22 protein-coding genes are annotated in these 22105 nt (G+C 37.9%); 16 read left to right on the forward strand and 6 right to left on the reverse strand.

Annotated elements, in window-relative coordinates; translation table 11 throughout:
* Positions 1-10 precede the first annotated feature (10 nt).
* Positions 11-1177, forward strand: a complete 1167-nt coding sequence (locus tag MLE13_RS00295; protein WP_240747488.1) for an aminotransferase class I/II-fold pyridoxal phosphate-dependent enzyme — start codon at positions 11-13, stop codon at positions 1175-1177.
* 93 nt (positions 1178-1270) lie between these two features.
* Positions 1271-1708: a cupin domain-containing protein gene (locus tag MLE13_RS00300; protein ID WP_240747489.1), complete on the forward strand. Its 438-nt coding sequence runs from the start codon at positions 1271-1273 to the stop codon at positions 1706-1708.
* 63 nt (positions 1709-1771) lie between these two features.
* Here MLE13_RS00300 and MLE13_RS00305 read toward each other — a convergent pair whose 3' ends face one another.
* Positions 1772-3136, reverse strand: coding sequence for an aspartate kinase (locus MLE13_RS00305; RefSeq protein ID WP_240747490.1), 1365 nt, complete (start codon positions 3134-3136; stop codon positions 1772-1774).
* 127 nt (positions 3137-3263) lie between these two features.
* Here MLE13_RS00305 and MLE13_RS00310 point away from each other — a divergent pair, with 127 nt between their 5' ends.
* Genes MLE13_RS00310 through thrB form a run of 3 tightly spaced genes read left to right on the forward strand, consistent with a single transcriptional unit; the run spans position 3264 to position 6516 of the window.
* Positions 3264-4556 (forward strand): homoserine dehydrogenase, encoded by a 1293-nt coding sequence (locus MLE13_RS00310; RefSeq protein ID WP_240747491.1) that lies wholly within the window; start codon positions 3264-3266, stop codon positions 4554-4556.
* Entirely contained in the window at positions 4553-5614 is a 1062-nt protein-coding gene (thrC, locus tag MLE13_RS00315) for a threonine synthase (RefSeq protein ID WP_240747492.1), read from the forward strand. The genes MLE13_RS00310 and thrC overlap by 4 nt, the downstream gene beginning before the upstream one ends.
* Positions 5611-6516, forward strand: coding sequence for a homoserine kinase (gene thrB, locus MLE13_RS00320; RefSeq protein WP_240747493.1), 906 nt, complete (start codon positions 5611-5613; stop codon positions 6514-6516). Before thrC ends, thrB begins: the two co-directional genes overlap by 4 nt.
* 45 nt (positions 6517-6561) lie before the next feature.
* Here the strand turns inward: thrB and MLE13_RS00325 are convergent, their stop codons facing one another.
* Positions 6562-7986: an NAD-dependent succinate-semialdehyde dehydrogenase gene (locus tag MLE13_RS00325; protein WP_240747494.1), complete on the reverse strand. Its 1425-nt coding sequence runs from the start codon at positions 7984-7986 to the stop codon at positions 6562-6564.
* A 329-nt stretch (positions 7987-8315) separates the two neighbouring features.
* Here MLE13_RS00325 and MLE13_RS00330 point away from each other — a divergent pair, with 329 nt between their 5' ends.
* From MLE13_RS00330 to MLE13_RS00370, 9 genes are all read left to right on the forward strand, one after another.
* Positions 8316-9512 (forward strand): hypothetical protein, encoded by a 1197-nt coding sequence (locus tag MLE13_RS00330; RefSeq protein ID WP_240747495.1) that lies wholly within the window; start codon positions 8316-8318, stop codon positions 9510-9512.
* A gap of 64 nt (positions 9513-9576) precedes the next feature.
* Complete coding sequence (locus tag MLE13_RS00335) at positions 9577-10752, forward strand: amidohydrolase (protein ID WP_240747936.1); 1176 nt, start codon at positions 9577-9579, stop codon at positions 10750-10752.
* A gap of 20 nt (positions 10753-10772) precedes the next feature.
* Positions 10773-12074, forward strand: coding sequence for a Zn-dependent hydrolase (locus tag MLE13_RS00340; protein WP_240747496.1), 1302 nt, complete (start codon positions 10773-10775; stop codon positions 12072-12074).
* Positions 12075-12331: 257 nt separating this feature from the next.
* Positions 12332-12622 carry a replication/maintenance protein RepL gene (locus MLE13_RS00345; protein ID WP_240747937.1) on the forward strand — a complete coding sequence of 97 codons (291 nt, stop codon included), beginning with the start codon at positions 12332-12334 and terminating at the stop codon, positions 12620-12622.
* Between the two features lie 292 nt (positions 12623-12914).
* Complete coding sequence (locus MLE13_RS00350; protein WP_240747498.1) at positions 12915-13577, forward strand: YveK family protein; 663 nt, start codon at positions 12915-12917, stop codon at positions 13575-13577.
* A 28-nt stretch (positions 13578-13605) separates the two neighbouring features.
* Positions 13606-14619, forward strand: coding sequence for a GNAT family N-acetyltransferase (locus MLE13_RS00355; protein ID WP_240747938.1), 1014 nt, complete (start codon positions 13606-13608; stop codon positions 14617-14619).
* A gap of 21 nt (positions 14620-14640) precedes the next feature.
* Positions 14641-15120: a hypothetical protein gene (locus MLE13_RS00360; protein WP_240747499.1), complete on the forward strand. Its 480-nt coding sequence runs from the start codon at positions 14641-14643 to the stop codon at positions 15118-15120.
* 13 nt (positions 15121-15133) lie between these two features.
* The gene (locus tag MLE13_RS00365; RefSeq protein ID WP_276323782.1) at positions 15134-15475 is read left to right on the forward strand and encodes an MGMT family protein; all 342 of its coding nucleotides are present in this window, start codon (positions 15134-15136) and stop codon (positions 15473-15475) included.
* A 287-nt stretch (positions 15476-15762) separates the two neighbouring features.
* Positions 15763-16497, forward strand: coding sequence for a gamma-glutamyl-gamma-aminobutyrate hydrolase family protein (locus MLE13_RS00370; RefSeq protein WP_240747501.1), 735 nt, complete (start codon positions 15763-15765; stop codon positions 16495-16497).
* Positions 16498-16548: 51 nt separating this feature from the next.
* On the opposite strand, the gene MLE13_RS00375 is transcribed toward MLE13_RS00370, so the two are convergent.
* Both MLE13_RS00375 and MLE13_RS00380 read right to left on the reverse strand, forming a co-directional pair.
* Positions 16549-17076, reverse strand: a complete 528-nt coding sequence (locus tag MLE13_RS00375) for a hypothetical protein (protein WP_240747502.1) — start codon at positions 17074-17076, stop codon at positions 16549-16551.
* 5 nt (positions 17077-17081) lie between these two features.
* Complete coding sequence (locus MLE13_RS00380; protein ID WP_276323756.1) at positions 17082-18377, reverse strand: helix-turn-helix domain-containing protein; 1296 nt, start codon at positions 18375-18377, stop codon at positions 17082-17084.
* Between the two features lie 472 nt (positions 18378-18849).
* Between MLE13_RS00380 and MLE13_RS00385 the strand changes: the two genes are divergently transcribed.
* Both MLE13_RS00385 and MLE13_RS00390 read left to right on the forward strand, forming a co-directional pair.
* A complete protein-coding gene (locus tag MLE13_RS00385) occupies positions 18850-19443 on the forward strand; it encodes a general stress protein (protein WP_240747504.1) in 594 nt (197 codons plus the stop codon).
* Positions 19444-19550: 107 nt separating this feature from the next.
* Positions 19551-20396, forward strand: coding sequence for a general stress protein (locus MLE13_RS00390; RefSeq protein ID WP_240747505.1), 846 nt, complete (start codon positions 19551-19553; stop codon positions 20394-20396).
* Between the two features lie 40 nt (positions 20397-20436).
* On the opposite strand, the gene brnQ is transcribed toward MLE13_RS00390, so the two are convergent.
* The gene (brnQ, locus tag MLE13_RS00395) at positions 20437-21762 is read right to left on the reverse strand and encodes a branched-chain amino acid transport system II carrier protein (RefSeq protein WP_240747506.1); all 1326 of its coding nucleotides are present in this window, start codon (positions 21760-21762) and stop codon (positions 20437-20439) included.
* A gap of 118 nt (positions 21763-21880) precedes the next feature.
* Positions 21881-22066 (reverse strand): CsbD family protein, encoded by a 186-nt coding sequence (locus MLE13_RS00400; protein ID WP_240747507.1) that lies wholly within the window; start codon positions 22064-22066, stop codon positions 21881-21883.
* Between the last annotated feature and the right edge of the window lie 39 nt (positions 22067-22105).

A 22105-nucleotide genomic window follows, 5' to 3' on the forward strand; every position in this document is an offset into this window, starting at 1 on the left:
GTTGTCACCTATGAGTATTTCAATTAATAGCCGCATTGAGTCTATTCAAATTTCAGGTATCCGCCAGTTTTCAAATCAATTAATTGATTATCCAGAAGCTATTAATTTAACAATCGGGCAGCCTGATTTTCCAACGCCTGAAGCAGTGAAACAAGCTGCTATTATAGCAATCCAAAACAATCAGACAAGCTATACACATAATGCAGGGTTACTTGATTTGAGAGCGGAGATCGCTTCTTTTTTTCAAGATACGTACGCATTAGAGTTTAATCCGCAAACAGAAGTCATCGTTACAAATGGTGCCAGTGAAGGATTGGACTCTCTTTTTCGAGCGATTTTAGAAGAAGGTGATGAAGTTATCTTGCCTGCGCCAGCTTATCCCGGATACGAACCGATTATTCAGTTGTGCGGGGGGAAAGTGGTTTATTTGGATACTTCAGATACTGGTTTTCAACCAGATCCAAAGCGTCTTGAAAGTTTAATAACAGATCGTACAAAAGCGGTATTGATGAATTTTCCCTCTAATCCAACAGGTGTCACAATGGAATCTGTGCAACTTGAAAAAGTTGCAGCTGTTCTCGAGAAGCATGAAGTATTTATCGTTACCGATGAAATTTATAGTGAAAATTCATATGGTGAAAAGCATACGACATTTGCGCGCTTTGAAAAGTTACGCAATCGCACATTCCTTGTCCATGGTCTATCGAAATCCCATTCGATGACAGGTTGGCGAATTGGCTTTGTTTTAGGACCGGAAATGTATATGAAACACGTATTAAAAGTTCATCAATACAACGCCATTTGTGCAGCTGTGCCAAGTCAATACGCGGCACTTGAAGCCATGAAAAATCAGCGTCATATACCTGCTGAAATGAACATCGAATACATCAAACGAAGAGATTTTGTCTATAAACGATTAACGGATATGGGTATTGATGTAGTCTTGCCAAAAGGCGCATTTTATATTTTTCCTTCAATTGAAAAATTTGGCATGACTTCTTTTGATTTTGCGATGCGCTTATTAAAAGAAGGTGGAGTAGCAGCAGTGCCAGGCTCTGCATTCACTAAATACGGCGAAGGATTTGTGCGAATTTCTTATGCTTACAGCATGACTGTTCTTGAAGAAGGGATGAATCGACTAGAACAGTTTATTCAGACGTTAAAATCAAGTGACTAACCCATAAGTGAATAGGAGCTGATCAGTATAATTAACGTACACTGTTTTCATTTTAAAGACGATGGCAGTATCCCGAACAATTCAACGCTCAGCGTGATTTATTACCCAGCTGTTTTTAAAACGAACCCCGAAAAAATTGAACAAGTATTTAATGGCCATGGATGGGGAAATAGCTGGACTGGTGGGGTTTTCAACTATCATCATTACCACAGCAACACTCATGAAGTGTTAGGGGTACGCAGCGGTTCCGCCGTGCTCCGTATTGGCGGTGATCATGGAGAAAATTTTCGTGTAAGTAAGGGTGATGTTGTGCTATTACCTGCTGGGACAGGTCACAAATTGCTAGAGTCGAGTCAAGACTTTCAAGTAATAGGAGCTTATCCAGAAGGCAAGTCTTACAATTTGAAAACGGGGAAGGTGGAAGAACGGTCTTTTGTATTGGATGATATACAAAATACGCCGGTGCCAAAAACAGACCCCGTTTTTGGAAGTTCCGGATCTGTTACCGAAAATTGGTCAAAAAAAATTTAAAGCCCTTTGCTAAAACTCGGCAAGGGGCTTTAAATTTATAATTTCAATCGTCCAACAGTCGTCTTAATGAACCAAAGCAGGCTCAAAGAACTCTTTATACAATTCATTTAGAATTTTTTGTTCATCTTCTTTTAAAATTCCGAACACCAAACTTACTTCAGAAGATCCTTGGTTTATCATTTCGATATTAACACCTGTTCTGGCAAAAGCATTCGCTGCGCGAGCTGTTAGGCCTTTTTGGTTGTTCATGCCTTCACCAACCAAAACAATCATTGAGAAATCGCTGCGGATATGAACATCATCAGCGTTCAGTTCGGATTTTACACGGTCAATGATGCGCTGTTCTTTATCAGACGACAATTGATGACTACGTAAAATAACAGACAAGTTATCGATACCTGATGGGATATGCTCGTATGAAATACTTTCATCTTCTAAAATTTGAAGCAGTTTGCGACCAAAACCAATTTCACGGTTCATCAAGTATTTACTAACATATAAAGTTGAGAACCCGCTATCCGCTGAAATGCCTGTTACTGGACGAAGTGAATGGTCACGTTCTGCAACAATCATTGTGCCAGGTGCAGAAGGATTATTTGTATTGCGAATGCATAATGGAACAGCTGCTTTAAAAACAGGCATAAGAGCCTCATCATGCAAGACTGCAAATCCAGCATATGAAAGTTCTCGCATTTCGCGGTATGTCATTTGTTCGATTGCAGCAGGATTCTCAACGACTTGTGGGTTTGCTGCAAAAACGCAGTCAACATCGGTGAAGTTTTCATAGAGTTCTGCTTTTACAGCAGCTGCAAGGATAGACCCGGTAATATCTGAGCCACCACGTTCAAATGTCCGTAATGTTCCGCCTTTTGTATAGCCGAAAAAGCCAGGGAACACTGAAATGGTTTTTTTGTTTTTCAAATCTGCTAATCTCTCATAAGCTTCTGGAAGAGCTTGTGCACGCTCTGGCAAGTCATTGACAAATAAACCCGCGTCAAACGGATTAACATACTCTGCTGGCATACCAATGGACGTTAAGTATGCAGCTATTAGTTTCGCAGAATTATCTTCACCACTCGCTTTGATCAGATCCGCAAAAAGAGGGGGAGAACTTTTATCTGCTTGAAGACGGTTTAAGAGGTCTGTTTCGATGACATTAGTAATCTTGTTATCTAGCCCTAATTCGTGAGTGATTTGTGCATATCTTTCCACAACCTTGGCAAGAGCAACATCTGTTGGTTCATCACGAAGTGCCGCAGCTGATAAGTTTATCAGCAAATCTGTCACTTTGACGTCTCCAGCGAATCGCTTGCCTGGTGCAGAGACAACGACAATCTTGCGAGATGGCTCTGCGTTAACGATTGCTGCCACTTTTTTTATTTGTTGTGCACTAGCTACTGAAGTTCCGCCGAATTTGCTTACTTTCATCCAATCAAGTCCCATCTTTTTTAATAGTCTGTAAAAGGGTTGTTTTAACCTAAATATAATACTATAATGTCTCTATGACAAAAACAGTTGTTTTTTCACAGTGTACACACCATAGGAGGAATCGTCAATGAAAAACGAAATTTCAATCGGATTATTAGGCCTTGGAACGGTGGGCAGCGGAGTTGCTACAATCATCCAGCAGCATCAGCAGGATTTGCATCATAAATTAGGTGCCCAAGTTTCTATCAAGAAAGTACTGGTCAGAGATACAAAAAAAGATCGGCTTTCTAGCTTAGACCCGAGTGTTTTTACAACGGATATAGAAGAAATCTTGAATGATTCTTCTCTCGATATCATTGTCGAAGTTATGGGTGGCGTAGATGGCGCTAAAACAGCTATTGAAAAAGCGCTTAAAGCGGGCAAGCAAGTGGTCACAGCTAATAAAGATATTATGGCAGAATTTGGTCACGAATTATTAAAATTAGCAGATGCTGAAAAATGTGATCTGTTCTATGAAGCAAGTGTTGCAGGTGGTGTACCGATTATCCGTACATTAGAAGATGGTTTAGCTTCTGACCGCATTTCTAGTTTAATGGGAATTGTTAACGGCACAACAAACTTCATTATGACAAAGATGAAAAATGAAAATATGACATATGAAGATGCTTTAGCTGAAGCAACTGCATTGGGTTATGCAGAAGCTGATCCTTCAGCGGATGTAGATGGTCTTGATGCAGCTCGCAAAATGGTTATTTTGTCTTCACTTGCATTTTCAACAGAAGTTCATTTAGATGATGTTCTCGTGAGAGGAATGAAAGAAATACGTGATGGCGATTTAGAGCTAGCAAATAAATTTGGTTATACGATGAAGATGGTTGGATCTTCAACAAAAGATGAAGATGGCATCGAAGTTTCTGTAGAACCAATTTTCCTTGCAAATTCCCATCCGCTTGCTTCAGTGAATAATGAATTCAACGCAGTATACATATACGGGGATGCTGTAGGTGAAACAATGTTATATGGACCAGGAGCGGGGTCTTTACCAACCGCGACGTCTGTAGTGTCTGACATTATTGCAGCTTGTCGTAACTTACAACTTGGCGTTAACGGTAAACGGGCTCATGCAGCGCAACATGAACGTGTGATTAAACCAGAAGCTAAGCGATTTGCGAAATATTGTCACCGTTTGCTTGTAAATGATGAAGTTGGCGTGTTATCAAAAATGACGTCAATTTATAGTAAACATGGAGCAAGCATTCAATCCGTAATTCAATCACCAGCGGTTGAACAAGGAAAAGCAGAACTGGTATTGTTGACACATCAGATTTCTAGACAGCAACATTTAGATGTTTTAAAAGAGGTAGAAGGAACGGCAAGCGTTATTAGCCATTACCGCATAGAAGGGGAGGAAACAGCATGAGATGGCAAGGTCTAATCGAAGAACATAAAGAGTGGCTACCCGTTACAGAAAATACCCCTTCACTAACTTTACAAGAAGGCAATACACCGCTCGTTCATTTAGAGAAACTTTCAAAAGAATGGGGCATTGAGCTTTACGTGAAATTAGAAGGTGCAAACCCAACAGGTTCATTTAAAGACCGCGGTATGGTAATGGCAGTTGCCAAAGCAAAAGAAGAAGGGAAAACGGTGTTGATTTGTGCTTCAACAGGAAATACTTCTGCATCAGCTGCAGCTTACGGCGCACGAGCCGGTATGCGCACGATTGTCGTTATTCCAGAAGGACGTATTGCGCTTGGTAAATTAGCACAAGCAAAAATGTACGGAGCAGAAATTCTTGAAATTAAAGGGAATTTTGATGAAGCTCTTCAAATGGTGCGAGAAGTGGGTCAAGAAGCGGGTATCGCATTAGTTAATTCCGTTAACCCTTACCGTCTAGAAGGACAAAAAACAATTGCCTTTGAAGTTATTAGTCAGTTGGGACAAGTACCAGATGTTTTTGCTTTACCAGTTGGCAATGCGGGCAACATTTCAGCATCTTGGAAAGGTTTCACTGAATACGCAGAGCGTACTGGCGAACAACGTCCAACACTTCTAGGTGTACAAGCAGCTGGAGCGGCACCAATCGTTCACAATAAAGTAGTAGAAAATCCGGAAACTGTTGCTACAGCTATCCGCATTGGAAATCCGGCAAGCTGGCAATTGGCTTTAAATGCCTTAGATGAATCAAACGGCACGATTTTAGCAGCTACTGATGAAGAAATTCTTGAAGCTTATCAAATGTTAGCTTCAACTGAAGGAATTTTCGCAGAGCCAGCATCGTGTGCATCGATTGCAGGTATCAAAAAGCAAGTTGAAAGTGGTCTTTTGGAAAAAGGCTCTAAAGTAGTAGCAGTCTTAACAGGTAATGGCCTGAAAGATCCAGAAACTGCTATTTCCGTTAATCAGCATAAAGCGCTACTCGTTCCAGAAGATATGGAACAATTTTGGGAGGATTTAAAAAAAGGAGTGAAAGTATGAGTTGGAAAGAATTTTCAGTAACAGTTCCAGCTTCTACTGCGAATCTCGGTCCTGGATTTGATTCGATTGGTCTGGCATTAGACCTTCATATGTTTGTTCATGTTTCACCAGCGGCTATGTGGTATGTTGAATACAAAGACCAAGGGTACAAACAACTTGCAACAGGTACTGACAATTTAATTGTTGCAACAGCTCAAGCAGTTGCCGATCAATACAAGCGGTCATTGCCACCTGCAAAATTGGTCATCGATACAGAAATTCCATTAAGTAGAGGACTTGGCAGCAGTGCTTCAGCCATTGCTGCAGGCATTGAAATTGCTGATCGTTTAATTGGTTTGCAGCTTTCGATGAAAGAGAAATTAAAAATCGGTACCGAAATGGAAGGACATCCAGATAACGTTTCAGCATCACTTCTCGGTGGATTGACGATTTCTTATTTTGATGATGAGGATTTAGAAATCATTCATGTTCCGGAAGTCGAGATTGGTGTAGTTATTTTAGTTCCACCTACTGAATTTTTAACTTCAGAATCACGTGATCTGCTGCCTGAAAGTTTGCCACATAAAACTGCCACACGAGGTGGTGCATCTGGAAATGTTCTAGCTGCAGCTTTAGCTAAAGGAGATTGGAAAACTGCAGGGCGGATGATGCAAAAAGATGTTTTTCATGAACCTTACCGCAAAAGCAGATTTCAAGACTTTGAACAAATTCAAGAAAGCTGCTTGGCACTCGGAGTATATGGTATGGCGATTAGCGGGGCAGGGCCTTCGTTGTTTATCGCTGTCGAAAAAGGACAAGAAAAAACGGTAGCTGAACAATTAGCAGAGAAATTTCCGCTTTATGAAAGTCTAGTAACAAAACCATCTTCTAAAGGAATCAAAATATGCGAAACAGTGCTATAGAAAAGAAGCTGCTCCGAAATCCGGAGCAGCTTCTTTTTGTGAACGTTAAACTTTTATTGAAATGTATTTGGTTTCTAGAAAAGCTTCTAACCCTTCTTGTCCGCCTTCGCGTCCAACACCACTTTCTTTCATGCCACCAAATGGAGCTTGAGCAGTAGACGGTGCACCATCGTTCCATCCAACAATGCCGTAGTCAAGGTTTTCAGAGAGATAGGTACCGCGCGACATACTTTCAGTGAAAAAGTAAGCGGCTAAGCCAAAGCGTGTATTATTAGCTAATTGAACTGCTTCTTCATCTGTTTCAAATGTCATAATAGGCGCAACAGGGCCAAACGTTTCTTCGTTCATAACCAACATGTCTGATGTAGCGTTAGTTAAAACGGTTGGGTTATAGAAATAAGCATTATTTTCAGTACGCCCATCTCCACCAATAAGAACTTTAGCGCCTTTTTCAACAGCATCTTGAACATGTTTTTCTACTTTTTCATAGCCATCTTTATCTACTAAAGGACCAATTTTTACGCCTTCATCCAAGCCATTACCAACTTTCAGTTGGCTTGCAGCTTCTCCAAGTTTTTTAGAAAACTCATCTGCAATGCTTTGTTGAACATAAATGCGGTTTCCGCATACACACGTTTGTCCAGCATTTCGAAATTTCGATGCGATGACGCCTTCGATGGCCAATTCCATATCAGCATCTTCTAAGACGATGATTGGTGCGTGTCCGCCTAATTCAAGCGACAAGTTTAACATCGTTTCTGATGCTTGTTTCATCAACTCTTTGCCAATTTCAGTTGATCCAGTAAATGTAAGTTTACGAACATCAGGATGACTAGTAAACACTTTTCCGATTTTACTAGCACTCCCTGTCACTAAGTTGATAACACCTTTAGGGAATCCAGCTTCAACCGCAAGTTCATACATTTTAACGGCAGTTAATGGTGTCATTTTAGCGGGCTTCGCTACAAATGTACATCCAGCTGCAAGCGCAGGAGCCATTTTGCGAGCCATCATGGCGGCTGGGAAATTCCACGGTGTAATAGAGACGACTACACCAACGGGTTGCTTATTGATTTGAATACGTTTTCCTTCTTTACTAGCTGGAATCGTTCGTCCATACATGCGCTTACCTTCTTCAGCGAACCATGACACGAATGAAGCAGAATACTCAACTTCACCGATTGCTTCGGCAAGAGGTTTACCCATTTCTTTTGTTAAAATTTTACCAATTTCTTCTTTATGTTCGAGTAACAAATCATGCCATTTCATTAGAAGCTCTGCGCGATAATAAGCTGTTGTTTTTGACCATTCTGGAAATGCTGTAGACGCAGCTTCGATTGCTGCTGTTGCCTCATGTTCACCACCGTTAGGCACTGATCCTACGACTTCGCCTGTTGCAGGGTTCATGACGTCAATCTTGCCATCGCCTGTATTTGACCATTCTCCATTAATATAGTGTCTGCCATCCATTCTTTGACATCCTCCTTTTAATTTTACGTATCCTAATAAATACCTCTAAACCTTAATGGATAAACGTTTAAAGGTGAGACAGGTTTATCGTGTTCACATTTCAGACACATCATAATGAGATTCTAATTGCCTTAAAATATGCAATATATAGGTAATGAGAGTGATTTCTATAGTGATAATTTTTAAACAAAGTTAATGTTATTTCAAAATAGTTTCAAAATTCGATATATAATCCTTTATTATTGTGCTACTATTGCAATAGTTAAAATACTCAGCTTGAAACTTAGAAAATAGGTTAATTGTTGAAACAGAAAAAAGGAGGAAATAATATGGCTCAAATGCTCGCATTATCAATTATAGTTTTAGTCTTATTTATCGGAGAAGCAGTTTCAATTCGCACAAAAGCTTGGATACCATCAATATTTGTGAGTGGGGTCTTGTTCTTACTTGGATATTGGACATTCTTTCCTGCTGATATTGTTACACTTTCAGGCGTACCACCAGCTGTAGCCGTAATGCTCATCTATTTACTAATTACGAATATGGGAACTTTATTGTCTTTGCAAGAATTGAAAGATCAATGGAGAACTATTTTAATAGCACTATCTGGTATTGCAGGGATTATTGCTGCTTTGTTCGGTATCGGAACTTTACTGTTTGACTACCAAACAGTTGTAGTTGCCATTCCTCCTTTAGTTGGTGGACTAGTATCTGCATTAATCATGTCTGAAGGTGCAGCAGCAGCAGGATTCCCAACATTAGCTGTCTTTGCAATTGTAATATACGTTGTTCAAGGTTTTGCAGGTTATCCACTTACTTCAATTATGCTGAAAAAAGAAGGGAAAAACCTTCTAACAAAATATAGAAATAACGAGCTGACTTTAAAAGAAATGCCTTCAAATCAACCGGGAACTGCTGATAAAGCGGTGAAAGAGCCTCGCATGTTTGCGAAGATGCCAGATAAATACAATACCGACTTTTTTAAATTTTTCCGTTTGGCTTTAGTTGGTTACTTAGCTTATTTAACAGCAACGCTTCTAACGCCAGTAGTTGAAATTAGTCCATTTGTATTGTGTTTGTTGTTTGGTGTAATTGCTCGTAGCATTGGCTTTCTTGAACGTCACCCGCTACAAAAAGCAAATGGTTTCGGATTTGCAATCATGGCACTCCTACTATTCATTTTCGATGGGTTAAAAAATGCTACACCGAGTATGATGCTTGAAATTATTTACCCGTTAATCGGCTGTATCGTGATTGGTGTCGTTGGTATGTATATCTTTTCATTTATCGTTGGAAAACTTCTTAAAGTCAGCAAAGAAATGGCTTTTGCAGTTTCATTGACTGCTCTATACGGATTCCCAGCAGATTATATTATTACGGTAGAAGTGATCAATTCATTAACAAAAGATGAACAAGAACGCGAAGTCCTAACAAGTCATATGTTACCACCAATGTTAGTAGCTGGATTTATAACGGTTACCATTGTTTCGGTTATTCTAGCAGGTATTTTCGTCGGATTCCTATAAGAGACATGAATAATAAAAAGAAACTTTAATAGATGTTTATCGAGATAATCGGAGGGAATTTATGATGATTAACCAAGCGATAAAAAAAGCGATAAAAGAGAATAGCGATGAAATGATAAGTATCCGTCGCAAGCTTCATAGTGAGCCGGAATTATCATGGGAAGAGTTTCAAACTTCTCAATTCGTTTATGATTACTTAACGGAGCTTGGCATTGAAGCGCGTAAGATGGAACCAACAGGTGTAGTAGCTGAGCTTAAAGGTGGTAAAGAAGGAAAAACTGTTGCGCTTAGAGCGGATATGGACGCACTGTCTGTTGAAGAACTAAATACAGATTTGGCGTACAAGTCCAAAGAGCTTGGCAAAATGCATGCATGTGGGCACGATGTTCACACAGCGATGCTTTTAACAGCGGCTAAATCGTTGGTCAGCATAAAAGATGAGATTTCAGGAAATGTTCGTTTTATCTTCCAGCCTGCTGAAGAAGTAGCGACGGGTGCAAAAGCGATGGTTGAGCAAGGTGCGGTAAAAGACGTTGATAATGTATTCGGTATTCATATTTGGTCTCAAAGTGAAACGGGTAAAATAGCATGTAATTCAGGACCAGCGTTTGCTTTTGCCGATATTTTTAAAATCCATTTTAAAGGTCAAGGTGGGCACGGTGCGATGCCTCAAGATTGTATTGATGCGGCAATTATTGCATCTTCATTTGTGATGAATGTCCAATCCGTTGTTTCACGTACGGTTAATCCCCAAAAGTCAGCAGTTGTGACAATTGGTAAAATGGTTGTGGGAACTCGCTTTAATATTATCGCTGAAAATGCGGATATTGAAGGAACGGTGAGATGCTTTGATCCTGCGACACGTGATCATATCGAAAAGCAACTTAAGATCTATGCAGATCACACAGCTGCGATATACGGGGGAACTGCAGAAGTTGAATATATTCGCGGGACACAAGCCGTTATCAATGGAGAAGAAAGTGCACAATTAGTTCAAGAAGTGGCAATTGAAGCTTTTGGTGGAAATTCCCTTTATGTAGAAAAACCAACAATGGGTGGAGAAGATTTTTCGTTCTATTTAGACGAAGTTCCAGGGAGCTTTGCATTAGTAGGTAGTGGTAATGTAGAGAAAGATACACAGTGGGCACATCATCACGGGAAATTTAATGTAGATGAAGATGCGATGATAGTAGGTGCAGAACTTTATGCACAATATGCATGGTCTTTCTTAACTAAATAACTAGAAATAAGGAGGATATTATGCAAAAAACAAATGACAACCCTTTGTATGAAGAGTTATTAAAAGATTATGATCATAAACTTAGTCATTCAGGTATTAACGGGGAGCGTATTGCAAAACGATTATTCGAATTGTCTCAGATTGGTTTTGTTCAAGTGGGCGGTATAAAACGACCTGGCTTTTCGGATGAAGAAAAAGCTGCGAAGGCACTTGTGAAAAAATGGATGAAAGAAGCGGGATTGAAGGTATCGGAAGATGGAGCGGGGAATGTTACAGCTCGCTTGGAAGGGTTGCAAAAAACTCCAGCTATAGCTTCTGGCTCCCATGTAGACAGCGTTCCGAATGGCGGTAACTTTGACGGTCCACTTGGTGTTTTGTCGGCACTTGAAGTAGTAGAATCGTGGAAAGAAACAGGCTATACTCCTAACAAACCTTACGAAGTTATCGTTTTTTCAGATGAAGAAGGATCGCGTTTTAATAGTGGACTAACAGGGAGTCAAGCGATGATTGGTGCGATTTCTGATGAAGAAATCGCACAGCTCCGTGATTATAATGGAGATACTTTAGAACAAGTTTTATCTCATTATGGCAGCACAATCGAATCTTTCAAAGCGGCTAAACGTGACTTGACGGAATTAGAATTGTTCGTAGAAGTACACATTGAACAAGGCAAAAAACTTGAACAAGCCAATCAACCAGTTGGAATCGTAAATGGAATTGCTGGACCAGCATGGCTTAAAGTTATATTTGACGGTGAAGCTGGACATGCGGGGAATACACCGATGATTGGAAGAAAAGACTGTTTAGTAGCAGCAGCAGAATTTCTTCAATCGATTCCAGAATTTCCAAAAGCAATAAATAAAACTGCAGTTGCCACGGTTGGGAAATTAGAAGTGTTTCCAAATGGAGCAAATGTCATACCTGAAAAAGTAGAAATGCTTGTTGATATTCGAGACATAAATGAAGAACCGAGAGATCTTTTAATTGATCAATTAATCGAGCAAGCAAAAAAAGTGGCAATGAAACATGAGATACATGCAACGACCAAGTTAAATACCCGCATCAAACCTGTTCCTATCGCTAATGATTTACAAAATCGTCTTGCGACTTCTTTAAACAAATTGGAAATCACCCCAACTTACATTCCGAGTGGGGCCGGCCATGATGCAATGAATCTTGGTCGAACAATCCCAGTTGCCATGCTTTTTGTTAGAAGTAAAGATGGGATTAGTCACAATCCGAAAGAATGGTCTAGTTTAAGTGATTGTGTAATGGGAATTCACGTCTTGAAAGATTTTATAGAAGATGCAATGAAACGATAAGGTAATCATCTTTATCATTTAAATATAAAAACAGGAAAAGAATTTTCTTTTCCTGTTTTTTGTTGTGTAAAAGACTCTAAGTACTAGATTTGAGGAGACTATCGATAACCATAAAATGGGATTTTAATATGTAATTTTGGAATTATCAGTACTAAATGAAATAGTATGTATATTTTGAAAAAGAGAGGGTATAGATAAAATAAGTAATACGTGTATACCCTTGGGCTGTAATATTCGGAGGTGGTTAGGTGAAGGTGATGGAAAATCAGGTGGAAAACAAAACAAATGTATTTTCAGAAGAGAAAATATTAAATGATTGCCGGGAATACTTTTCATCAGAAACTGAAAAAATAACAGAAGTTGGAGAAAGATTTATTCAGTATTTTTTAAAAAATGCTTCAAAAGAAGGTGTGCTTTTTAAAACGATTAAAGAAATTACGACCGATATTAACATCTCGCATCAAACATTAACTAAAGTATTAAAAATATTAGAGTCAAAAGAAATTATTTATCGAAGAAACGGGATTATCGGATTATGGAAAGAATAACGAAAAGCATCTCTCAGCTATCTGAGAGATGCTTTTTTGGTTTCTGTTTGTAACAAAGGAAAAATTAAAAAACAAAACAGTTGTTTATAAGCTTTATTACCCATTTTTATTAAAAATTAAATGATTTTATTTGAGTCTTTAGCCTAATTACTTATATATAAAACTAAATATTTAAAAAATATACGTAAAAGAGTAGATAGAACCACTCAAGTATGATATAAATGAACTATAATAATCTGAATTTTTAGAAATAAGAGGAAAATTAACGCTTTCGACCAAGGAGGAGACTATAATGAATGATTTGAAAGTCATAAAACATACGTTGGTAGGTTATAAAAAACGAATTTATTTTGTAATCAGCTTTACTTTTTGTCTAATGCTTACAACGTTGTTCATTTTTATTTTTTTTGTAAACCCCGAGTATCAATCTACTAGTCAGTTATTAATTGGAGAAGCTTCCACAATCTCGCATGTAGAAAAAGAAAATAATCAGGTGGACTCTCCGATGATGGAAGCCTATGCTACTTTTCTCAAAAGTCCAGAAGTGTTGGAGAAAGTAAATGAAAAGCTAAAGCTTTCAAATTCAGTCTCCGACCTTCGTAAACAAGTACATGTTAGCTATATCGATAACTCTCCAGTGTTAACAATCACCATTTTTTCACACAATAAAAATGAATCAAGTAAAATCGCCAATACGCTGGCAGTAGTTTTTCAGGAAAAAGTAAATACTTCACTGCAAGTCGATCATGTCAACGTTATTTCTTTGGCGCAAGCGGTAGGGGAAAGTAGGAAACCTAGTCAAAGTGCAATCATAATTTATACAGCCATCGTGACATTTATCGGAATTGTGTTCAGTATTCTTTTAATTTTTGGCATCAAAGTGATAAAGAATGCAGTAAGTAGAGATAGGGAAGTAGGAAAAAGAGAGCAACAATTACAAACAGTTTTCAAATGATTTTCAAGGTGAAGTAGGGGTGGAATGGATGTATGAGCTGATATCGATACAAGAGCGTAGTCGCTGGAAAAAAATTCTTGATACTTTACACATCACAGATATTTATTATACAAATCAATATTTTTTGGGAGCTCTTAAATTAGATCCAGGTGAAGCATTGCTTTTTCATTATAAGGATGGCGATGGCGAGGTAGTCTATCCCTTTATTAAAAGGCAAGTGAGCGAGGAAGGAGCTCCTTTGTATGATGTTACGACTCCCTTTGGATATGGGGGACCACTACTGAAAGCAGAACACAATCGGGCAAATTTAGCTGCTAATTTCAGAGAAGCCTTTCGAACATATTGTCAAAGTGAAAAAATTATTGCTGAATATATACGTTTTCATCCTTTAAAAGAGAATGCTCATGTCTTTCAAAGTTATTTGAAAGTTTCTCCATTATTTGAAACCTACACAATTAACTTAAAAGATAAAGAGACACCTTTTGAAAAAAATCAATTAAGCAATAGTAGTGAATATGAAAACAGTACGAATTTAGTAGTGAAAAAGCTAGGGACAGTAAGACATATGTTTGAATTTCTAGTACTGTACTATGCAGCTGCAAGAAGAAGAGAGGAAGCGGATAGCTACTACTTTTTCACAAACGATTATTTTGAAACCTTAATAAGTTCAATGGGATCAGATCTCCATCTATTTGGTGCATATCACGAAGACAAGCTAGTATCAGCTTGTTATGTGCTTGCAATGGGAGATACCATTTTTTATCATCTTGAAGGCAGTGTATCTGATGAGTATAGCGAAGAGACAATGCAGATATTATTATTGAAAATTGCAGAATGGGGCGAAGAAAACTATTATTCGTTTTTTCATCTAGGTGGAGACTTCCAAGACGATGTGAATCATGAGAAACAATTGAAAAAAGAAATTGGTAATTGTGAATCTAGCATGTTTTATATCGGTCAACAAATACACGATCAACGAACCTATGATAGCTTAGTGTCGGTCGAAGATGAAGATATTATTCGTAGATATAGAAACATCTAATTATTCCAAGGAGGGCTAATCATGAAATATATGCAATATAAAGGTGTAGTAGAAAGAGAATATAAAAAGTCATTAAGAAAAATTATGCATGAAATATGTGTAGTGGAAGGGTTAAATTCTTCGCTCGGAGCAAAAAAACTAGGTGTCGCAAAAGAAATTTTTGTTTTTTGGAGAAGTTTTTATCGGTTAGATCGAAACCAACAACTATTTGATCAAAGCGTTAATGATATCGATCAAATGAAATTTTTATATTTAAATGAAGCAAAAACTATAGACTTAAAACGTCCATTGCAACATGATGATAAACAATCGCTTGAAGGTCTTGAGGAATTAGTTGGTAGAATGGTAGAGTATTATAAGTGTGTGCACGCTGAAAGCAACGGGCTTGCGAAAGATACAGGAAACTTACCATTATATGAATTTGTACAGGAGCTACTTGGAGATTATAAGAGTGGGCATTTATTGATGGAAGTAGAGAGTCAAAAGAAAAAAGCACAATAGGATGGATGAAGAAATGCAGACCTTCACTGAAAAAGCATTAAATATCATAAAACAAATTCCAGCAGGCAAAATTATGACGTATGGGCAAGTGGCTGCGACAGCTGGTAGTCCTAGGGCAGCTAGACAAGTGACGAGAATCCTCCATAGCATGAGTGATAGGCATAACTTACCTTGGCATAGAATTGTCAATAAGCAAGGTCAAATTGCAATTAGCGATGAAGAAGCGCAGTTTTTCCAAAGAAAATCGCTTCAAGAAGAAGGTGTAGAAGTCGATTCTAATAATCAGATTGATTTAGAACGGTTTCGCTTTGAACCTTTAGAGAAGATAGTAGATGAAAGTCAGTGCGATCATTAAAAAGTAAATCATGAAATATTAATAATGTAAATGAGGGCCAATTCGCTTATGAGTTTGCCTTTTTCTTTTGTTTGCTATCTGAACGAGCAAGTTGTTACGAACCTAATAAAAATTGACGGAAAAATTTGGGATAATAATCACCAGACTTTTTATTTAGATCTCAAGATGCTTTTTATTACCATAAATTTCAATTTTAAAAGTGGGAAATCTGTCAAAATGTTTATAGATTTTAAGAGAAAGGGTATAGAATACAATCATGATGTGATCAAATAGAGAAGAGGGAAAACATGGCGAAGAAAGACAAGCCGGTAATCGGTATAACTGCACGAGTAGAAGAAAACCAAACCTATTCGCTCGATCCTGTATATGGGAGAGCAATTTTACGCGCAGGAGGATTGCCGTTAATAGTCCCGATTGTGGATGAGGAAGATATTCCGCTGTTGTGCGAAAGGTTAGATGGCTTGATTGTTACCGGTGGTGGGGATATTAACCCAACATTATATGGAGAAGAACCGCATGTAAAACTGGGAGCTGTTTATCCCGGAAGTGATAAGTACGAAAAAGAACTAATATTAAAGTTTCTAGAGTTAGACAAACCATTTATCGGCATGTGCCGAGGGTTACAGATGTTTAATGTTTCATTAGGGGGCACTAATTATCAAGATTTAGAATCTCAATTTGAAGGCGAACTACATCAACACAAACAAAAAGCGATGCGAACGCATCGAACACACTCTGTAATTTTAGAAGATGACAGTTTATTATATGATATTATGAAAGAGAAAAAATTTAACGTAAATTCTTTCCATCATCAAGGAGTAAAAGATGTTTCGCCACAGCTTACTGTAGCTGCTCATGCTGCTGATGGATTAGTTGAAGCATTGGAAAGTAGACACCATCAGTTTGCTATGGGAATTCAATGGCATCCAGAAGAATTTGCTCTTCAAGGTGATGAAGCTTCAATGAATATTTTTAAACGGTTTGTTGAAGAGTGTTTAGTAGATAAAAAACAAAATCAATAAAAAGAAGGAAGTTGCTTAAAGTACAAGCAACTTCCTTTTTGTATGGAGAAATTATAATTTTGAAGATTCAACAGCCCAAGGCTCAGGAACACGAGCTTGAACAGCAACTTCAGTGCCAGTAGCCCAAGGCTCAGGAACACGAGCTTGAACAGCAACTTCAGTGCCAGTAGCCCAAGGCTCAGGAACACGAGCTTGAACAGCAACTTCAGTGCCAATAGCCCAAGGCTCAGGAACGCGAGCTTGAACAGCAACTTCAGTGCCAGTAGCCCAAGGCTCAGGAACGCGAGCTTGAACAGCAACTTCAGTGCCAATAGCCCAAGGCTCAGGAACGCGAGCTTGAACAGCAACTTCAGTGCCAGTAGCCCAAGGCTCAGGAACGCGAGCTTGAACAGCAACTTCAGTGCCAGTAGCCCAAGGCTCAGGAACACGAGCTTGAACAGCAACTTCAGTGCCAGTAGCCCAAGGCTCAGGAACGCGAGCTTGAACAGCAACTTCATTTTCAGGACTTAAATTATTACCAAGAGATAAACTGCTGATTGCTAGAACTGAGAAAAATAAAATAGTGATACCTTTTTTCATTACATTCACTCCCCAAATAGTGTATTAATCTTCTTATATGATTCTTTTGCTTTGTTCAAAGTCTCAGCTGATTCTTTGTAACGTTCTTGGTCATAATATAACTTACCCAAATGTCCGAAATAATATCCTTTTTCAAAATAATTATCTGTAGCTTCAAGGCTCGGAATCAATTGATTTAGCACGTACTCTTCGAAGTCTTCGAAATTCTCATCCAAAAGATGCACTAAACATATAAATTCAATATATGCTTCTTTAAATATATGGTTAGTGGGTGAGTTGATATTCAGCTTTTTATTTTCAACAATTTCCATACCTTTGCGAAGCCATTCTTTTGCAGCATCATAGTTACCTACTTCATACTGACACTTAATTAAAATGCAGTAACTAAGTAAAAGGTCAGCAGTATATTCTGGGTGAATGTATTTTAATGAATTTTCAATATGAATAATAGATAGGTTATAATTTTGGAACAAGAAATACGAATAGCCTAGATTAAATTCTGTAGTAAATCGCAAAATATCAATTTCTAACTTATTGCCAATGGTCAAAGCATTTTTATAATGATCCATCGACATTTTGAAATTGCCAAAATGCTGATGCGTAATTGCGATGTTCAAATGGCATTCCACAATACGCTTTGGAATAAACTCTTGTTGGTAAATTTTTAATGCCATTTCTGTGTACTTAAAAGCTTTTTCTGTTTCTCGGCATTTCGAGCTAGAAATTCCGATTGAATAATAAAGATCACCGAGTTCTGAAGCAGAGATAGTGTTCGGCGCGATTTTTTCCGCAACCAAATAAGTTTTCAAAGCTTTTTCGTAATCATTGAGAATGTAGTTGTAGTTACCGTTGTACTTGTGAAACAAGTAAAACTGTTCCTGACTCATAAATTCTCTGAAACGTTCCATTTCTTTGATTTTTTCTTCAGCACTATCCAAATCTCCAGTGATAATGTAATACCTAATTTGTTGAATACAATATTCCAACTCGACATCTTCATCAGCGTGCAATAAAGGATGCCCTTGAATATCATTATACTGCTCCATGATTTCTGCTTTGTTTTGAGGGTGCAACAAAGAGTTTTTAAAGTTCTTTACGAGAACTTTTCCAATAGGGTTATCTTTAGGAGCCAAAGGTATTGCGAGTTTCTTAGATAAGGCTTCGAGATCTTTTAATGCCGGGTCTTTAACGCCACTTTCAATTTTTTTCAGCTCTCTGGGAGACAGTATGCCAGAGGAGAATTCTTCTAAACTAATTTTTTGTTTCAAACGATGGTATTTTAAACGCATTCCCGTGTCCATTACTGCTCTCCTTTCCTTCTGTAAGGGCAGTACTTCTGTCAGCCATGTAGGAGAATTGTTTTCCGTCTTCCTCGGACCATCCGAAAAGTAAGAAGAAAATAGATCGCCAAGTACGATAATAGCCGCCTCCACATCCTATATTTCGCTTTTTTTACATCTTTCATCTATGATATCATCAATTTTCAAAATAGACTGCTTTTTTATTTTAGAAATAGGCGAATTTGAAAAAAAGGGAAAATATGCTTACTACAACATGTGAAAAAATAAAAAATTCCAAATTAGTCATTTTGTTAGGTATTTTGAAATGGGTATTGTTGGTGGGTAAAGATTTCTGTTTAATCTGTCCTTTTTCTTGGTATTTATATAGCTTTTGTCTCCTTGTGAAAAGTGTAATGCCCAAGCAAGTTAAGGATTGTTCAATAATGGGTAAAGACAGAATACAATATCTATTAAATTTATGGAGGTTTTTTATATGAGATCACACAATAAAGTTCTAGCAGTGGTATTTTCAGAAAATGATTTACTGGAAAAAATTAATGACTTAAAGGCTTCTGGATACAAAGAAAAAGATCTTCACATTATGGCTAAAGACACAAAGCATTTTGAGAACATTTCTGTCGAAGGTACAGAGGTTGATACATTTACTGATAAATTCAAAGGATTTATTACAGGAGACAGTGGAGTTCGTGCAGGAGTAAAATTACTGAATCTTTCGGAAGAAGAAACATCACGTTACACAAGCGATCTTGCCAAAGGTGGAATACTTATATATGAAGATGAAGATCACAAAACGATTCTTGATGAAATTTCTAGCACTGAAGATGGAATAGAGTCAAAAGATCCTAATGAACAACAAAGACATCAATTTATCAATTCAGTTGATAATAATTTCGATGAACAAGAAGATCGTTTTGCACGAGGAGAAACATTTATGCAAGATGCAACTCTAATAAAAGATGAGCATCACAATTCTTTTACAACAGAGGAAAAATCCGAAATTCAAAAAACTAGAGGTGGCTCTAGCGAAGCTGAAAAACATAGCCAAAACGATAAAAAATATAAATAAAGTCTTGCAGCATGTGTCTTAAGAGTAAGAGTCTTCTATAGATAGGTTTTAGTAATAAGAAGGAAAGGGTAAGTAAAAGTAATCTAGTACACAGGAGGTACAAAACAATGAAATCAGGAAATCAAGAGTTTGAAATCGTTTATAGCAAATCAGAAATGGAAGATACGTTACAACTATTAAAGGCGAAAGGATATCATGAAAAAGATATCCACCTATTGGCAAATGACAAAGAAATTGTAGAGTCTGCTGGAAAATCAGGAGTCTCTGCTGATCGGGCAAACTCTTTTTCAAATCGTTTCAAATCATTTTTAAGTGGGAAAGACATAGTCAGAAAAGAGTTGAATCGCTTTAATTTGAGTAAAGAAAGAACGGATGATTACGAACGTAGAATCGAAAAAGGAGCTGTTCTTTTATATACAGATGGAGACGCGGCAACCCCTGAAGATGAGCACTTTTCTTCTTTAGATGATTCGAACGCACCAATGGATTTAGAAGCAGAAACTGCAGGGACTCCAGATTCAAATCCTGTTTCCCGATATACAGAAAAACATCATGACTCAGATGAGATTTACGCACGTGAAGTTTCAAGAGAAGATCAACATGCTCGTGCTGGTGAACATGATCGTTTCCAAGATTCTCGATTAAAAGGCGATGAAATTCACCCTACTGGGGGATTAAATAAAGAAGAGCAAACTAGACAACGAAAAGAAATGGATCATGAACCGGGTCTCCAAAATAAAGACAGTCAAGATGAATTATTGCGTGAAAAAGGTGTTAATCGCAGACAGGATGAACCTTCACCGGGAGTAGATCCGAACTTGGGACCTGCTCCATTTGGTAGGGATTTTGAGGAATCCAATAATGAGCAAGGAAACAATCCTGATGAACACCGTGATGTACAACATAAAAGAGATTCCGATAATACGACTCCGCCGACACCCAGACTATTCTAAGTAATAAAGAGCGTTCCCAAAACATTTCGGGAACGCTCTTTTAGTTATTCTTGTGTGCAGTTCGAGCGATTAGGATTCCTATTAACGTGGCAATTGTAGCTGGTAAAACCCAACCAATTCCTTGTTCAAAAAGTGGAAGAAGACGGAAGATGGAATCTAGTTGCTCAAAAGCGATACCTGATGAGCGTAAAGCATCGAATATGCTAATAACTGCCGTTGTAGATAACGCGAGTATATAGACAAAAGGTTTTCGGTAAAAAATACGATCAAAAAATGATAAAATCACTAAAACTATAGCGATTGGATAAATAGCGAGCAATACTGGTAGAGAGATCGCAATTAATTGTGTTAACCCAATGTTTGCTATAAACGCGGAGAAAATCGCAAAAAATAAAACATAACTCATATAAGAAATCTTAGGGAAAATTTTAAACGAAAATTGGGCAGTAGCAGATACCAGTCCGATAGACGTAGTCAAACAGGCAAAGGTAATTGCTACAGATAAAATGATTCCTCCGATTTCACCATAAAGTACTCGGGAAGCCATAGCGATGATAATACCACCGTTATCTTGTAAGCCGATAGCCTCGACACTCGTAGCGCCAATATAACTTAAAGATAAGTAAACAGTAGATAACCCAATAGCTGCAATAAATCCAGCATATGCCGTAGTCTTTAAAATAACTCGAGTATCTGTAACTCCTTTACTTCGAATTGACTGGATGATAACGATCCCAAACACTAAAGCAGCAATGGCATCCATAGTTAGATAGCCTTGTAAAAAACTTTCGAAAAATGCTTCAGTGTCATAATTTCCAACAGGTGAATTTATAGAGCCCATGGGGTTGATAAAGCTTTTTATCGCTAGCATGCCAATAACCGCTATTAATAGGGGAGTTAAAATTTTACCGATTCTATCAACAAGTTTTGTAGGATTCATCGCAAACAAAACAGTAATTGTAAAGAAAGCTAGTGTGAAAATTGTTAATGGCCAAAAAGATTCAGTCAGGGTAGATGGTAAAAAAGGCGCAGCCCCAATTTCGAATGCCACTGTTGCTGTACGTGGAATCCCAAAGAAAGGGCCAATTGCTAAATAAACAATCAATGTGAAAACGATTCCGAAAACGGGATGGACACGTCCTGCAATCGACTGTAAATCTCCACCTGCTTTAGCGATTGCTAAAATACCAAGTAAAGGGAGCCCGACACCAGTTAATAAAAAGCCAAAGATGGCTAAGATTAATTGGTCACCGGCAAGTTGTCCTAGATAAGGGGGGAAGATGATATTCCCAGCACCTAAAAACAGGGCAAAAAGCATAAGTCCTAAAGTTAAAGTATCTATTTTTGTAAGCGCATTCTTTTCCATCATAAGCTCCTCCGTAAATAACATGTATATACGGGTACTTATTATAACAGAGTGATTTAATATTTGAAAACTTTAAAAAACATAAATAAAAGCCCAGCTTTTTCTAGCTGGGCTTTTATCATTTTTTATTATTGTTTTTGAAATCTCCAATTTTATCTTGGACATTGCCTTTTGCTTTATCCATTTTACCCTCAACTTGCTTATCGGTATCATTCGTAGCGTTTCCAACTTGGTCTTTAATCTCGCCTTTTCCTTTGTTCACAGCACCTTTTAGTTTGTCTGAAAAGCCGTTATTATCACTCATTAATGATTCCTCCTTCAATTTTTTATTTTTGTTGTTACT

Origin of the sequence: Planococcus halocryophilus (assembly GCF_022489025.1) — a bacterium.
Classification (GTDB): domain Bacteria; phylum Bacillota; class Bacilli; order Bacillales_A; family Planococcaceae; genus Planococcus; species Planococcus halocryophilus_A.

Coding starts and splice junctions, on each gene's coding strand:
- brnQ (WP_240747506.1), bottom strand. CDS start 21,762: ATGGAAAAGAATGCGCTTACAAAAATAGATACTTTAACTTTAGGACTT.
- MLE13_RS00360 (WP_240747499.1), top strand. CDS start 14,641: ATGAAATATATGCAATATAAAGGTGTAGTAGAAAGAGAATATAAAAAG.
- MLE13_RS00350 (WP_240747498.1), top strand. CDS start 12,915: ATGAATGATTTGAAAGTCATAAAACATACGTTGGTAGGTTATAAAAAA.
- MLE13_RS00295 (WP_240747488.1), top strand. CDS start 11: ATGAGTATTTCAATTAATAGCCGCATTGAGTCTATTCAAATTTCAGGT.
- MLE13_RS00305 (WP_240747490.1), bottom strand. CDS start 3,136: ATGAAAGTAAGCAAATTCGGCGGAACTTCAGTAGCTAGTGCACAACAA.
- MLE13_RS00385 (WP_240747504.1), top strand. CDS start 18,850: ATGAGATCACACAATAAAGTTCTAGCAGTGGTATTTTCAGAAAATGAT.
- MLE13_RS00390 (WP_240747505.1), top strand. CDS start 19,551: ATGAAATCAGGAAATCAAGAGTTTGAAATCGTTTATAGCAAATCAGAA.
- MLE13_RS00375 (WP_240747502.1), bottom strand. CDS start 17,076: ATGAAAAAAGGTATCACTATTTTATTTTTCTCAGTTCTAGCAATCAGC.
- MLE13_RS00330 (WP_240747495.1), top strand. CDS start 8,316: ATGGCTCAAATGCTCGCATTATCAATTATAGTTTTAGTCTTATTTATC.
- MLE13_RS00380 (WP_276323756.1), bottom strand. CDS start 18,377: ATGGACACGGGAATGCGTTTAAAATACCATCGTTTGAAACAAAAAATT.
- MLE13_RS00370 (WP_240747501.1), top strand. CDS start 15,763: ATGGCGAAGAAAGACAAGCCGGTAATCGGTATAACTGCACGAGTAGAA.
- thrC (WP_240747492.1), top strand. CDS start 4,553: ATGAGATGGCAAGGTCTAATCGAAGAACATAAAGAGTGGCTACCCGTT.
- MLE13_RS00310 (WP_240747491.1), top strand. CDS start 3,264: ATGAAAAACGAAATTTCAATCGGATTATTAGGCCTTGGAACGGTGGGC.
- MLE13_RS00335 (WP_240747936.1), top strand. CDS start 9,577: ATGATTAACCAAGCGATAAAAAAAGCGATAAAAGAGAATAGCGATGAA.
- MLE13_RS00340 (WP_240747496.1), top strand. CDS start 10,773: ATGCAAAAAACAAATGACAACCCTTTGTATGAAGAGTTATTAAAAGAT.
- MLE13_RS00345 (WP_240747937.1), top strand. CDS start 12,332: ATGGAAAATCAGGTGGAAAACAAAACAAATGTATTTTCAGAAGAGAAA.
- MLE13_RS00400 (WP_240747507.1), bottom strand. CDS start 22,066: ATGAGTGATAATAACGGCTTTTCAGACAAACTAAAAGGTGCTGTGAAC.
- MLE13_RS00355 (WP_240747938.1), top strand. CDS start 13,606: ATGTATGAGCTGATATCGATACAAGAGCGTAGTCGCTGGAAAAAAATT.
- MLE13_RS00325 (WP_240747494.1), bottom strand. CDS start 7,986: ATGGATGGCAGACACTATATTAATGGAGAATGGTCAAATACAGGCGAT.
- thrB (WP_240747493.1), top strand. CDS start 5,611: ATGAGTTGGAAAGAATTTTCAGTAACAGTTCCAGCTTCTACTGCGAAT.
- MLE13_RS00365 (WP_276323782.1), top strand. CDS start 15,134: ATGCAGACCTTCACTGAAAAAGCATTAAATATCATAAAACAAATTCCA.